This window comes from Alteribacter salitolerans (assembly GCF_016901055.1).
Taxonomy (GTDB): domain Bacteria; phylum Bacillota; class Bacilli; order Bacillales; family Salisediminibacteriaceae; genus Alteribacter; species Alteribacter keqinensis.
On record NZ_JAFEUX010000001.1, the window covers coordinates 101,344 to 115,638 of the forward strand.

General features: G+C 45.8%; 12 protein-coding genes. All 12 read left to right on the forward strand.

The window, feature by feature from the left end; all coding sequences use genetic code 11:
• The first annotated feature begins 123 nt into the window (after positions 1-123).
• The 12 genes from pnp (at position 124) to JSY36_RS00580 (ending at position 14,140) form a co-directional block, all read left to right on the forward strand.
• Positions 124-2,220: a polyribonucleotide nucleotidyltransferase gene (pnp, locus tag JSY36_RS00525; protein ID WP_122897062.1), complete on the forward strand. Its 2,097-nt coding sequence runs from the start codon at positions 124-126 to the stop codon at positions 2,218-2,220.
• Positions 2,221-2,576: 356 nt separating this feature from the next.
• Positions 2,577-3,563, forward strand: coding sequence for a polysaccharide deacetylase family protein (locus JSY36_RS00530; protein WP_205164813.1), 987 nt, complete (start codon positions 2,577-2,579; stop codon positions 3,561-3,563).
• A gap of 11 nt (positions 3,564-3,574) precedes the next feature.
• Positions 3,575-4,813 (forward strand): M16 family metallopeptidase, encoded by a 1,239-nt coding sequence (locus JSY36_RS00535; RefSeq protein WP_122897060.1) that lies wholly within the window; start codon positions 3,575-3,577, stop codon positions 4,811-4,813.
• A gap of 64 nt (positions 4,814-4,877) precedes the next feature.
• A complete protein-coding gene (locus tag JSY36_RS00540) occupies positions 4,878-5,114 on the forward strand; it encodes a YlmC/YmxH family sporulation protein (RefSeq protein ID WP_110517759.1) in 237 nt (78 codons plus the stop codon).
• A gap of 568 nt (positions 5,115-5,682) precedes the next feature.
• On the forward strand, positions 5,683-6,585 hold the full coding sequence (gene dpaA, locus JSY36_RS00545) for a dipicolinic acid synthetase subunit A (protein WP_122897058.1): 903 nt from the start codon (positions 5,683-5,685) through the stop codon (positions 6,583-6,585).
• Positions 6,585-7,178: a dipicolinate synthase subunit B gene (gene dpaB / locus JSY36_RS00550; RefSeq protein ID WP_205164814.1), complete on the forward strand. Its 594-nt coding sequence runs from the start codon at positions 6,585-6,587 to the stop codon at positions 7,176-7,178. Before dpaA ends, dpaB begins: the two co-directional genes overlap by 1 nt.
• A 225-nt stretch (positions 7,179-7,403) precedes the next feature.
• The gene (gene asd, locus JSY36_RS00555) at positions 7,404-8,453 is read left to right on the forward strand and encodes an aspartate-semialdehyde dehydrogenase (protein ID WP_205164815.1); all 1,050 of its coding nucleotides are present in this window, start codon (positions 7,404-7,406) and stop codon (positions 8,451-8,453) included.
• Positions 8,454-8,468: 15 nt separating this feature from the next.
• Positions 8,469-9,686, forward strand: coding sequence for an aspartate kinase (dapG, locus tag JSY36_RS00560; protein ID WP_205164816.1), 1,218 nt, complete (start codon positions 8,469-8,471; stop codon positions 9,684-9,686).
• 25 nt (positions 9,687-9,711) lie between these two features.
• Positions 9,712-10,581 (forward strand): 4-hydroxy-tetrahydrodipicolinate synthase, encoded by an 870-nt coding sequence (gene dapA, locus JSY36_RS00565; protein WP_205164817.1) that lies wholly within the window; start codon positions 9,712-9,714, stop codon positions 10,579-10,581.
• Positions 10,582-10,781: 200 nt separating this feature from the next.
• The gene (locus JSY36_RS00570) at positions 10,782-12,446 is read left to right on the forward strand and encodes a ribonuclease J (RefSeq protein WP_122897053.1); all 1,665 of its coding nucleotides are present in this window, start codon (positions 10,782-10,784) and stop codon (positions 12,444-12,446) included.
• Positions 12,447-13,145: 699 nt separating this feature from the next.
• Positions 13,146-13,898, forward strand: coding sequence for a ClpP family protease (locus JSY36_RS00575; protein WP_122897052.1), 753 nt, complete (start codon positions 13,146-13,148; stop codon positions 13,896-13,898).
• Complete coding sequence (locus JSY36_RS00580; RefSeq protein WP_205164818.1) at positions 13,895-14,140, forward strand: YlzJ-like family protein; 246 nt, start codon at positions 13,895-13,897, stop codon at positions 14,138-14,140. The genes JSY36_RS00575 and JSY36_RS00580 overlap by 4 nt, the downstream gene beginning before the upstream one ends.
• Positions 14,141-14,295: the final 155 nt, after the last annotated feature.

Genomic DNA, 14,295 nt, shown 5'->3' on the forward strand with positions numbered 1-14,295 from the left:
GCCATCTGATATGATAAAAAAGGCTAAAGATTTTTGTCAGACATGTTTACTACATAAATTTAAGTCAAAAATAATGAGTAGTATGATTCACAGGAAATGTGAATGAGAGGAGTACTTGTACTTATGGAACAAGAAAAACAATTATTTTCATTGGATTTTGCCGGTCGTACAATGACATTTGAAACCGGAAAGTTTGCCAATCAGGCAAACGGTGCGGTTATGGTACGATATGGCGATACTGCAGTACTTTGTACAGCAACTGCTTCAAAAGAGCCGAAGGATTTACCTTTCTTCCCTCTGACATGTAATTACGAAGAACGACTATACGCAGCAGGGAAGATCCCTGGTGGGTTTATTAAACGAGAAGGACGTCCGAGTGAAAATGCGGTATTAACCAGCCGTCTGATTGACCGCCCGATCCGTCCGCTGTTCCCGGATGGTTTCCGAAACGACCTCCAGGTAATCAGTATCGTTATGAGCAACGACCAGAACTGTTCACCTGAAATGGCAGCGATGGTCGGGTCTTCTCTTGCCCTGTCTATCTCAGATATTCCTTTCGACGGACCTATTGCAGGTGTGATCGTCGGACGTGTTAACAATGAATTTGTCATCAACCCGACAACAGAACAGTTGGAGAAAAGTGACATCCACCTTGTAGTAGCAGGTACGAAAGATGCGATCAACATGGTTGAAGCTGGGGCAGAAGAAGTTCCAGAAGACGTGATGCTCGAAGCGATTATGTTCGGTCATGAAGAGATTAAGCGGATCGTTACGTTCCAGGAGGACATCGTCTCTAAAATCGGCAAAGAAAAGATGGAAGTGAAGCTTGCGACAGGTGATCCTGAACTCGAAGCTGAGCTTCGTGAAAAATCAGAAGCTGACCTTAAAGAAGCAGCGACTGTTTTTGAAAAGCATGCCCGCGAAACGGCAATCAAAGAAGTGATTGACCGCATTTCAGCCGAATATGCAACAGAGGAAGAAGACCGAAGCGGAGAAGCGAAGTCCATCCTTGACAAAATTCTTAAAGGGATCGTCCGCCGTCTGATTACAAAAGACAAAGTACGTCCGGATGGCCGTCAGATTGATGAAATCCGCCCTCTTGACTCCCAGGTTGATATTCTGGCCCGTGTACACGGATCCGGGCTGTTCACACGCGGACAGACTCAGGCTTTGAGCATCTGTACACTGGGAGCATTAGGTGATGTTCAAATTCTTGACGGACTTGGAATCGAGGAAACAAAACGTTTCATGCACCACTACAACTTCCCAAGCTTCAGTGTCGGGGAGACAGGCCCGATCCGTGGCCCGGGACGACGTGAAATCGGACACGGTGCTCTTGGTGAACGTGCACTTGAACAAGTTATTCCTTCAGAAGCAGACTTCCCATACACCATTCGTCTCGTATCTGAAGTACTCGAGTCAAACGGATCGACATCCCAGGCGAGTATCTGTGCATCTACACTTGCCATGATGGCAGCCGGTGTTCCCCTTAAAGCACCTGTAGCCGGAATTGCAATGGGTCTGGTTAAAGATGAAGATGACGTCTCTGTTCTTACTGACATTCAGGGAATGGAAGACTTCCTCGGAGACATGGACTTTAAAGTAGCAGGAACGAAAAAAGGCATCACTGCTCTTCAAATGGACATTAAAATTGATGGGATTAACCGTGAAATCCTTGAACAGGCTCTTTCCCAGGCACAGACAGGCCGCATGAAGATTCTTGATAACATGCTGAGCGCCATTGCAGAGCCAAGAACAGAGCTTTCCGACTATGCACCTAAGATCCTTACAATGAACATTAACCCTGATAAGATCCGCGACGTTATCGGCCCGAGCGGAAAAGTGATTAACCAGATCATTGAAGATACAGGTGTTAAGATTGACATTGAGCAGGACGGTAAAGTATATATTTCTTCAACCGAATCCGAGATGAACAACAAAGCAAAAGGCATCATCGAAGACATCGTCCGTGAAGTTGAGGTTGGCGAGACATACCTCGGCAAAGTTAAACGGATTGAAAAATTCGGGGCATTTGTAGAGTTGTTCAAAGGAAAAGACGGGCTTGTACACATTTCCCAGCTTGCAAAAGAGCGTGTAGGCAAAGTGGAAGACGTAGTTTCCCTCGGCGACGAAATCATGGTTAAAGTAACCGAGATTGACAACCAGGGACGCGTAAACCTTTCCCGTAAAATTCTTCTAACGGAAGAAACAAAGAAATAAGCTCATAAAAAAGGCCGGGAGACCGGCTTTTTTTTTGTGGGTTTTGCTACATCTCTCAGGCGCTGTTTTCAAGTGAGGCTCCCTTGGGAAAAGTGAGTTCCGGGGAGACCCCGCAGACACGAGCGCTGCTTCATGAGTAAGCTGCGAGTTGCTTAGACGCCGACCAACTTCAAAGCATAGCTGGCAGAGGAAGAAGCAGCGAGTGTATGAGGCTAACGAACCGCCTGGGGAAAGTGCTATGAGCGTAAATTAACACCCGAGGATAACACAGCCTTTTATTAAAAGCTCTGCAATGATGAAACCCCGTTCTACCTTGTCCTTCCTGTGCATAGTGTGATAATAAGGAGGGACAGCCTATGGTTAAGCGATTTCTGCTGCAGTGGTCGACATTTTTATTCATACTTCTTCTGACGTTAATCAGTACCCAGAATCCAATAACTTCGAGTTATATATATGAATTGAAAAGTGAGGCTTCCGTAGAAGCGCTTTCAAGCAAAAACCCTTTATACCAGGAGATTTCAGACAGGAAAACTGAGTTTGAAGTAGCAGCTGCAGATGCGGTAGTTGATAAAGTATGGAAGGCCATTCCGGGACTTAACGGACTCGAAGTTGATGAAACAGCCTCGTATGAGAAAATGAAGCCGGGCGGGGTTTTTGATCCGAAAAAACTTGTATACGTTCAGACCAGGCCAAAAGTGAGTCTTGATGATCTTCCTCCAAGCCCGATATTCAAGGGAAATCCGGAAAAGCCAATGGTATCCCTCATGATCAATGTGGCATGGGGAAATGAATTTCTACCCGGGATGTTGAAGACATTAAAGGAACATGATGTGAAGTCAACGTTTTTTTTAGACGGTTCATGGGTGAAAAAAAACCCAAAACTTGCTAAAATGATTGTAGAAGAAGGTCATGAGATAGGAAACCACGCCTATTCTCACCCTGACATGAAACAACTCTCCAATGATCGGATACGTGAAGAGCTTGTAAAAACGAATGATATTATAGATGCGACCCTCGGAATTAAACCACACTGGTTTGCACCGCCGAGCGGAAGCTTCCGACAGGATGCAGTAGACATTGCCAGTGAGTTAGCCATGCATACTGTCATGTGGACCGTCGATACGATTGACTGGCGAAACCCGCCGGCGGACCAGATGGCTTTAAAAATCATCGAAAAATCAGAAGCAGGTTCACTCGTTCTGATGCATCCGACCGCCTCGGCAGAAGAGGGGCTGGAGCAGATGATAGTCGGACTGAAGGAAAAAGGGTTGCATCTCGGCACCGTGTCGGAGACATTGAGTGAAGAGCGCATCACTGGAAAACAACAACAGACGTGGTACTAGGGGGATGTAATTTGATTAAAAGAGTAACGTGTGATAATGGGTTGAGAATTGTATTTGAACCGAACAATACAGTAAGGTCAGTTTCCATCGGAGTATGGATTGGAACAGGGTCCAGGTTTGAAACAAAAATGCAGAACGGGGTGTCCCATTTTCTTGAACACATGTTTTTTAAAGGTACAAAATCACGGAATGCCCAGCAGATCGCCGAGTCCTTTGATTCCATCGGGGGACAGGTTAATGCTTTTACCTCCAAGGAATATACGTGCTATTATGCAAAAGTGCTCGATGAACATGCAAGACATGCGTTGGAAGTACTGGCAGACATGTATTTTAACTCTACTTTCGATCAGAAGGAAATGGTCAAGGAGAAAGGAGTTGTCCTTGAGGAAATAAAAATGTACGAAGACACTCCTGACGATATTGTCCATGACCTGTTAAGCCAGGCTGGCTTTGGAGACCATCCCCTCGGCTATCCGATACTCGGGACAGAGGAGACACTGCAGACGTTCTCAACGGATTCCCTCGTATCCTATATGGATCAGTTTTACAATGCAGATAATGTTGTCATTTCCGTATGCGGAAATGTGGATGAATCTTTCGTTGAATTTATTCAGGATACATTTAACGGAATGCGGCAGTTTGAATCGGATAAATCCCTTCAGAGTCCGACATTTAAACATAATAAAATGGCACGGAAGAAAGAAACCGAACAGGCCCACCTCTGCCTTGGGTATGAAGGACTTCCGATCGGCCATAAAGATATATACAGCCTGATTCTTTTAAATAACGTTCTGGGCGGGTCTATGAGCAGCAGACTGTTTCAGGAAATCCGTGAAAACCGGGGTCTGGCATACTCTGTTTTTTCCTATCATTCCTCTTTTCACGATACAGGGATGGTCACACTGTATGCAGGTACAGCCGTTAAACACCTGGACAACATGTATGAATGCCTGTCTTCAGTTGTGAGCGGAGTTAAAGAAAATGGAATAACAGAGCGTGAGTTGAAGAATGCAAAAGAACAGCTTAAAGGCAGTCTCATGCTGGGCCTTGAAAGTACAAACAGCAGAATGAGCAGAAACGGGAAGAACGAGCTGCTTCTCGGAAGACACCGGACGCTCGATGAAATTGTTGCAGAAATAGAAAAAGTATCGTTATCAGACGTCAAAACAATAAGTCACGATGTATTTTCAAAGGATTTTGCCATGACACTTGTAAGTCCCGACGGCAAACTCCCAAGTTCCCTAGCTTAACATGTCATGACTGCCTCCTTTTATTCATAAACTCGGATATAGAGGGTTATAAAGGAGGGGTTCCATGCGCCTGAGTGAAATAAGCAATAAAGAAATCATTGACTTTCACAAAGGGGAACGACTTGGTGTTCTCGGTCAGACAGACCTGGTTATCGATGAACGAACGGGACAGATCCAGGCATTTGTTATTCCAACATTAAAATGGTTCGGTCTCGGAAAACGGGATAAAGAAGTGACTGTCTACTGGCACCAGATTAAGAAAATAGGAACAGACATGATCATAATCGAAGTTCAGCCTTAAAGAGGCTGTTTCAAAAGTCCAATTGTAGGTTGGCAATGGCTCTTATTATTGCTCTGGAGGGCGACTCACAAGGTATAATTGCTACCTTATGAGTCGCCCTCTTTTTGCTGTCTTCAGATCAAGCCGACCACAGAGACCTTTTAAAATGACGGTCCTATTTATCACTCCAAGGAGCCGGGGTGTTTTGGCAATAAGAAATGCTGAGGAGGTTCTTCAACTGCCGGGATAAAATGCAATAAGCGAAATCAGCATATACCTTTTTGGCTTGATAAAGAGCATTGATTTTAACAGAGCCAACTTTTTAAAATGATGACTTTTTCAATGCAGTTGGTAAAGCAGTGGAATGCTCGGCAACAGGCCTGTAATAGGGAGCTCCTTCCGTACATAGATGCTTCGTTGAGGGGGGGTATCCAATAATTTTATTTTTGCGGAAGCCTGCATTTTTTCTGAGAACACTGCGCTTACTCCCGCACGTTCATTTACAGGAATACATAGTATGTGGATGAAGAACATCGCAAATGAGGGTCCCCTTTAAAAAGACATATGGGAGAAAGGGGAGAAAAAACGAGTGTTAACAGATATGCATATAGCAATCATCGGCGGAGATGCTAGGCAGCTGGAAATTATTCGTAAACTATCACAGATGGATGCTAAGTTGTCGTTAGTCGGATTTGATCAGTTGGATGACGGTTTCGCCGGTGCAAACAAACAATTTATAAGTACACTCGACCCGGCAGGGGTGGATGCGATCATCCTGCCGGTAAGCGGAATGAATGCAAAAGGTGAAGTGGAGACGATCTTCTCCGGAGAGCCGATTATGATAGATGCAAAATGGTTAAGTGGTACGAAGAAGACGACGACGATCTACTCAGGGATTTCAACGGAATCAATAAAAGCTCTGCTTAACATCTGCAAGCGTCCGTTTGTCGAGGTATTTAACCGTGATGATGTGGCGATTTATAACTCCGTTCCGACTGCTGAAGGGACTGTGATGATGGTCATTCAGCATACAGACACGACCATTCATTCATCAGAAATGGTCGTACTCGGTTTCGGCCGTGTCGGTATGACGGTTGCAAGAACATTCAGGCAGCTGGGGGCAAAGGTAAAAGTGGCAGCACAGGAAACAGAGCTTCTTGCAAGAGCGTTTGAACAGGGTCTTGAACCCATTGCACTTTCAGATCTGCGGGCTCATGTGGAGAGTGCGGATGTCATTATTAATACCATTCCTGCAGAAGTGTTAAAAGCAGATGTAATTTCTAAAATGCCGGCACACGCTTTAATTGTGGACCTGGCAAGCAAGCCGGGAGGCACCGACTTTCGCTATGCGGAAAAGAGGGGCATAAAGGCGTTACTGGCTCCGGGGCTGCCCGGTATTGTAGCACCGAAGACTGCAGGAAGAATTTTAGCCAATGTTTTGTCGCTGCTACTGGCGGAACAGTGGGAAAAAATGAGGGGAGGCACTTCTTAATGTCCTTAAAAGGGAAGCATATCGGCTTTGGATTAACCGGGTCGCATTGTACGTATGAAGAAGTCATGCCGGAAATGGAAAAGCTGGTTAGTCTGGGGGCAAAGGTAACACCGTTTGTGACACATACGGTACAAAGCACTGATACTAAGTTCGGTAAAAGTGAGGACTGGATTGAGCGGATTAAAAGCATTACAGATGAACCGATTGTAAACACCATTCCTCTTGCGGAACCATTCGGGCCAGCAACACCTCTTGATTGTATGGTCATTGCACCGATTACGGGGAATTCGACGAGTAAATTTGCCAACGCCCTGACCGATTCGCCGGTACTGATGGGGGCAAAGGCCACGCTTCGAAACGGAAAGCCGGTGGTTTTAGGTATTTCAACAAATGATGCGCTCGGGCTGAACGGGGTTAACATCATGCGTCTTATGGCAACAAAGAACATTTACTTCATCCCGTTTGGGCAGGATCATCCTTACAAAAAGCCAAACTCTCTTGTAGCGGATATGACAAGACTGGCAGATACTGTCGAAGCAGCCATTTCCGGGGAGCAGATTCAGCCGGTTTTAGTACAAAGATATAATCAATGATGAAAAATTCCTCAACAATTGCTAAAATAGAATAAGTGCAGGGTCATGCTCCTGCTAAGTACAATATAAACGTAGTTAGGGCCTGCCCTTAACTACGTTATGTTATTTTTATCTGTAATTACTCTGTGTTGAAAACGAAGGTGAGGGTATGTAATAATACATAGCCATAAACCTTGAGTAAACAGGCAAGTAAATTTGATTGATATAGAGAGAGGAGAAATGAAAATGGTAAACAAAAATAATTTTAATGTAGCAGTAGTCGGTGCAACAGGAGCTGTAGGAAAAGAAATGTTAAAGACGCTTGAGCGTCTTAATTTTCCGGTGAAATCAATCCTTCCCCTGTCCTCTAAACGCTCTGCCGGAACGAAAGTGGTCTTTCGAGGTGAGGAAGTTGAAGTGAAGGAAGCGACCCCCGAATCCTTTGAGGGCATTGATCTGGCTCTTTTCAGCGCAGGCGGTTCGGTTTCCAGGAGCCTCGCACCGGAAGCAGTGAAGCGGGGAGCTATCGTAGTAGATAATACAAGTGCGTTCCGTATGGATCCTGAGGTCCCTCTCGTCGTACCTGAAGTAAACCCTCACCACCTTGATGATCATAACGGCATTATCAGCAACCCGAACTGTTCGACCATCCAAATGGTAGCGGCCCTGGAGCCGATCAGAGAAGCATTCGGGCTTGAAAAGATCATCGTAAGCACCTACCAGGCTGTAAGCGGTGCAGGTGCAGATGCGATTGATGAAATGTATTCCCAGTCAAAAGATGTGATTGAAGGTAAACAGACAGAAGCCAGCCTTCTGCCGGTTTCAGGTGATAAAAAGCATTATCAGATCGCTTATAATGCCATTCCGCAAATTGACTTATTCCAGGACAACGGATATACGTTTGAAGAAATGAAGATGATCAATGAAACGAAGAAAATCACAGGAGATAACAGCCTTCATGTGGCTGCCACATGTGTACGTCTTCCAATCGAAACAGGACACAGCGAAAGTGTGTTCTTTGAAATAAGTAAAGAAGGTATTTCAACAGAAGATATCTTTTCTGTTTTGGATAAAGCTGAAGGTGTCACACTTATGGACGACCCGAAAGAGCAGCTGTATCCGATGGCAGTCGATGCTGCAGGAAAAGATGATGTGTTTGTCGGCCGGATCCGTAAAGACCTTGATAACGATAAAGGTTTCCATTGCTGGATTGTTTCTGACAACCTTCTCAAAGGGGCTGCACTGAACAGTGTTCAAATAGCCCAGGCGCTTGTTAAAAAAGGATTACTCAAGTAAAGATCGAGGTGGGCAATGAACATTATTGTACAGAAATTCGGCGGTTCTTCTCTTAAGACAGCTGAAATGAGAGAAATGGCTGCAAATCATGTTATAAAAGCACTCAAGCCTGGAGGCAAGATTGTAGTCGTTGTTTCCGCTATGGGACGCTCAGGCGATCCCTATGCGACAGATACACTGTTAAATCTCGTCGGGGGAAGTGTAAATGCCAACGTTTCTAAAAGAGAGCTTGATCTTCTGGCCTCCTGCGGCGAGGTAATATCAGCCGTTGTCTTCTCTCAGTTCCTAAATGAAAAAGGGGTTAAGGCACTGGCCCTTACAGGTGCCCAGGCAGGCTTTCGCGTAACAGAAGACTATACGAACGGCAAAATCACAGAGATGAAAACGGAAGAGCTGACAGCTGCACTCGATGAGGCTGACGTCGTTGTGGTTACCGGTTTCCAAGGGCTCACGCCGAAAGGGACAACAGCCACCCTCGGCCGTGGAGGTTCAGATACGTCTGCTACGGCTCTTGGTGCAGCCCTGAAAGCAGAAGTGGTTGATATCTTTACAGATGTAGAAGGGGTCATGACAGCGGATCCGCGGGTAGTGGATAAAGCCAAGCCTCTCGGTGTTGTAACGTATAACGAAATCTGCAATATGGCCTATCAGGGTGCGAAGGTGATTCACCCCCGTGCAGTGGAAATTGCCATGCAGGCGAAAGTACCGATTCGTATCCGGTCTACCTTTTCGGACGGAGAAGGAACACTGATTACCACTTCTACTGCAAAAGCTCTCGGCCAGGACGTGGAAGAGCGGACGATTACAGGCATCGCCCATGTAAACAACGTAACACAGATAAAAGTAGCGGCCCGGGAAGGGGAATACGACCTTCAGGCAAAAGTATTTAAAGCAATGGCAAATGAAAATATCAGCGTGGATTTTATCAGCATTCAGCCGATGGGTGTCGCTTATACAGTAAAGGATGAAGTGGCCGACCGGGCCATTCACGTCCTGACAGAACTCGGCTTCAAACCGGAAGCACAAAGAAACTGTGCGAAAGTAAGTGCTGTCGGAGCCGGTATGACAGGAGTGCCTGGTGTAACATCCAAAATTGTAGAAGCGTTATCCATGAAGAACATTCAGATTTTGCAATCAGCTGACTCTCATACTACAATATGGGTGCTGGTAAAAGAAGAAGACATGACAGCTGCAGTCAACGCACTGCACGAAATATTTTTAGGACACGTTTAAGATCATCAATAGGAGTTGAGCCAACATGAATTTCGGACACATTGTGACAGCAATGGTCACCCCGTTTGACTCAAAGGGGAACATTGATTTTAATAAAACAACCAAGGTTATTGAGCACCTGATTGCCAACGGGTCTGATGGACTTGTTGTCGCAGGCACTACAGGAGAATCTCCTACGTTGTCCCAGGAAGAGAAGCTTGCCTTGTTTGAGCACGCCGTTAAAGTAGCCGGCGGCCGTGTGAAAATCATTGCCGGAACCGGATCGAACAATACGTTTCAGACAGTTGAATTTACAAAAAGAGCGGAACAGACTGGTGTGGACGCAGTGATGCTCGTCACTCCTTACTACAATAAGCCTTCACAACAGGGAATGTTTGAGCACTTTAAAACAATTGCCGAGAAAACCAAACTTCCGGTTATGCTGTACAACGTACCTGGACGAACCGGGACGAGTATGCATACAGATACGGTCGTTGAGCTCTCAAAAATAGACAACATCGTCAGTGTAAAAGAAGCAAGCGGAGATCTGGATCAGATTACGGACATCATTTACAAAACGCCGGAAGATTTTACTGTATACTCCGGTGATGACGGACTGACTCTCCCAATCATGAGCATTGGAGGCGACGGGGTAGTAAGTGTTGCTTCTCATGTACTTGGAAATGAAATGCAGGAGATGATTAACGCTCACCTGAACGGTAAGCACAAAGAGGCAAGCAAGCTTCATCAAAAGCTTCTGCCGGTAATGAACGGATTGTTTGCAGCACCAAATCCCGTACCGGTAAAAACAGCTCTTCAGCTAAAAGGACTGGATACAGGAGGCGTACGACTGCCCCTGATTCCATTAACATCCGATGAGCGTCACAAATTAAGCGACGTGCTTAATACGATTTAATGAAATAAGGCTGATGATCGAAGAAAGCTGAAAAACAGTACGAAAACCCCCGGGACTCCGTGAACATCGGCCCGGGGGTTTTCGTTTGACATGTATAATTTCCCTCTTTTTCCCTGCCCTTCTTGTCATGGAAAAACGAAGTGCGTTATACTACAGACAGTAACCGGGACGTGCCAAATAAATATAGGAGGATACCGACATTGTCGAAACAAACAGAAAAGATTCGTATAGCTGCCCTCGGTGGCATTGGAGAAATCGGAAAAAATATGTATGTAGTGGAACTCGATGAGGAAATAATCGTTATTGACGGAGGACTGATGTTTCCTGAAGATGATATGCTCGGAGTCGATCTTGTGATTCCTGATTTTTCATTTCTGACTGAAAACAAAGACCGTGTGAAAGGAATTGTTCTATCCCATGGCCATGAAGATCACATCGGGGCCATTCCTTATCTCGTAAAAGAATTGAATGTGCCCGTATATGGAACGAGACTGACTCTCGCATTTGTAAAACAGCTCTGCAAAGATTTAAAAGGCTGTCCCGAACCAGACACCAAAGAAATTCATGCTGAATCGAAAATCAGAGTGGGCAATACGCCGCTCACTTTTTTCCACGTCACACACAGTATCCCGGGTGCCCTGGGCATCTGTATTCATACGTCACAGGGGCCGATTGTCTACACTGGTGATTTCAAACTCGATCCGACACCGGTCGATGGACGTGAAACAGAGATTGGCAAACTGGCAGCCCTCGGGGAAAAAGGGGTTCTCTGTCTGATGTCAGACAGTATGAATGCTGAAAAACCTGGTGTGAGCTTGAGTGAAACAAAAGTGAGCCAGCGCTTAAACGACGCCTTTTACGAAGCGCCGGGAAGAATGATTATAGCTGCATTTTCCACAAACATAGACCGAATTCAGCAGGCACTTGATGCAGCAGACCGTACCGGCCGGAAAGTCGTGCCGGTGGGAAGCACAATGAAACAGGTTATTGATGTTGCTTCAAAAGAGGACTACCTGACTTTTCCGCCGGATTTGATTATTGATCCTGATGATGCTGGAAACTATGCGGACGATAAACTTGTTATCCTTACAACAGGAAGTAAAAGCGAGCCTTTAAGTGCTTTGTCCCAGATGGCACAAAAAACGCACAAGCAGATAAAAATAAAGGATTCAGACCGTGTCATTATTTCCGCAGCACCTTCTCCCGGAAATGAAAAATCCATCTCCAGGACAATTGATCTTCTACACCGTTCAGGGGCTGATGTGGTGTATGGAAAAGATTCTGTCCATGCAAGCGGACATGGGTATCAAGAAGAACTCAAGCTTATGCTTAACCTGATAAAACCCCGTCATTTTATCCCGGTTCACGGTGAGTTCAGGATGCAGTATGCCCACGGGATGCTCGCGAAAAGCTGTAAGGTTGAACAGGAAAACATCTTTCTTCTTGAAAAAGGGGAGTGTGTCGAATTTGAAAAACGCCAGGGAAAGAAGTCCGGAAAAATCCCTGCCGGTAATGTACTGATTGACGGACTAGGAGTCGGTGATGTTGGAAACATCGTTCTGAGAGACCGGCGCCTCCTCTCCAAAGACGGTATTCTCGTAGTCGTGATAACGTTGAATAAATCCAACGAGTGTATTGCAGGACCTAATATTATCTCCCGGGGATTTGTCTATGTACGGGAGTCTGAAGACTTGATCAAGGAAGCCGAGTCCCTTGTGACGAAAACCATTGCCCATTGCAGCGAGCAGCGGATTATGGAATGGTCTCAGATTAAGAGCAGTATACGTGATGCTTTAGGGAAGTTCCTTTTTGATAAAACGAAGAGACGTCCGATGGTGATGCCGATCATCATGGATTCAAAGTAAAAGAAGTTGTCTCAAAAGTTTATAAGTGGTTTGGCAATGGATCCCGCCGCTGGCCCTGCACGAGAAACCCACTCGTGCAGGCCAGCGGCTTTCCTCGTCGTTGCTTAAGAAAGTGATTGGAACATTTAGCTGAGCATCCGAACAATGCCATAACAAAGCGGATGAAATATACGCAGACTCCTGTGGGATGAAAAGCAAAGGTAAGACCCCACAGTGGGTAGGAGGCTAAGTTTATTATGATGTGTCATTGTTGATTTAAAAAGTCGTTGATTGCAGCGATTTGGCTCCTGCAAGAGCAACGAGCAGTTACACCACGAATAAGCTGCGGGTTGCTTCGACGCATATATCTGCGTAGCGTTACCGGTAGAGGAAGAAGCAAGGCATAAACCTCCTGAAGTCTCACCGGCGCCGCTGCGGAAAGGGAGGCAAAGGAGCGAAAATCAACATCTACCTTTAACAGAGCCTGTTTTAAAAGAAAATGGACTTTTTCAGTGGTTTTGCGTAGCACGAGTTCACCAGTATCCCGCGGAAAGCGAAGTATATTTCAGAAGCAATTTATTTGCACCGCATTTTATTCGTACGAATTCTCGTTGACCAAAACACGTCTGTCACAGCCTCTTTTTCTTTTTATATCCCGGAATGAAACAGGAAGGATCTCTCCATACTACGTGTAGAGTCTTATTGAGGAGGAAACTGCCGATGAACCACTATTATCAGAACGATCAGCCAAACCCTGCCCCAAACCAGCCTCAGGAGGGCGGTAAAGGGAAGGACGGGATTCTGGATAAAATACAGCAGCTTGGAACGACGAACGTCCCTAAAATGGAAGAATCCAATATTCACGTCCTCACCATTGTGGGTCAGATTGAAGGGCATATGCAGCTGCCGCCCCAGAATAAAACAACGAAGTATGAACACGTTATTCCACAACTTGTGGCCGCAGAACAAAATAAAAAGATTGAAGGACTGCTCGTTATCCTGAATACGGTCGGGGGAGATGTAGAAGCGGGGCTTGCCCTTGCTGAAATGATCTCTTCTCTTTCCAAGCCAACCGTTACCCTTGTACTCGGGGGAGGGCATTCCATCGGCGTCCCGATTGCAGTAGCAGCTGACTACAGCTTTATTGCAGAAACCGCCACCATGACCATTCACCCCGTTAGGCTCACAGGGCTGGTGATCGGTGTGCCTCAAACGTTTGAATACCTTGATAAAATGCAGGACAGAGTCATCAGCTTTGTAACCCGGAACTCGGAGATTTCTGAAGAAAAATTCAAAGACCTTATGCTTTCAAAAGGCAACCTCACCCGTGATATCGGAACAAACGTTATCGGTGAAGATGCCGTCCGATATGGAATGATTAATGAAGTGGGCGGGATCGGGATGGCGATCAAAAAACTTAATGAGCTCATTGATGATGCAAAACCCCAGACAGAAGGGGATGTCGTACAATGATTCTGTATACGTACCAGGCACAGAACCTCATCTTCCCGGCAAGTGAAGATGAGTTCACCAAGCAACAGACGATTCCTGTAGCAGGCGGCTCTCTAGTCGTAGAAGCGGTAAATGCTTCCGAAGGTCCCGGGAAGTACCGGGTAGTACGTTTATTAAGTACCGATCCGAACATGTACCTCCACAGTCATTACCAGCCGGGAAGTCTCCTCGATCCGGGAAACCTTAACGGAGGGTTGGAATAAGAGGAAAATGAGGCCAATGCTCCCTTCCTTCACCAGTAAGGGTATGATAAAATGAAAACAAGCGTTCGACAGGCAGCCAATCGTATGGCTGCTTGTTTTCTTTGTGGGAGTTTTAGAATAACAGCACTTCTCCTGCAAAGATTGCGGAGAAAGGC

Coding starts and splice junctions, on each gene's coding strand:
- pnp (WP_122897062.1), top strand. CDS start 124: ATGGAACAAGAAAAACAATTATTTTCATTGGATTTTGCCGGTCGTACA.
- asd (WP_205164815.1), top strand. CDS start 7,404: ATGGTAAACAAAAATAATTTTAATGTAGCAGTAGTCGGTGCAACAGGA.
- JSY36_RS00540 (WP_110517759.1), top strand. CDS start 4,878: ATGCGCCTGAGTGAAATAAGCAATAAAGAAATCATTGACTTTCACAAA.
- dpaB (WP_205164814.1), top strand. CDS start 6,585: ATGTCCTTAAAAGGGAAGCATATCGGCTTTGGATTAACCGGGTCGCAT.
- JSY36_RS00530 (WP_205164813.1), top strand. CDS start 2,577: ATGGTTAAGCGATTTCTGCTGCAGTGGTCGACATTTTTATTCATACTT.
- JSY36_RS00575 (WP_122897052.1), top strand. CDS start 13,146: ATGAACCACTATTATCAGAACGATCAGCCAAACCCTGCCCCAAACCAG.
- dapG (WP_205164816.1), top strand. CDS start 8,469: ATGAACATTATTGTACAGAAATTCGGCGGTTCTTCTCTTAAGACAGCT.
- dapA (WP_205164817.1), top strand. CDS start 9,712: ATGAATTTCGGACACATTGTGACAGCAATGGTCACCCCGTTTGACTCA.
- JSY36_RS00580 (WP_205164818.1), top strand. CDS start 13,895: ATGATTCTGTATACGTACCAGGCACAGAACCTCATCTTCCCGGCAAGT.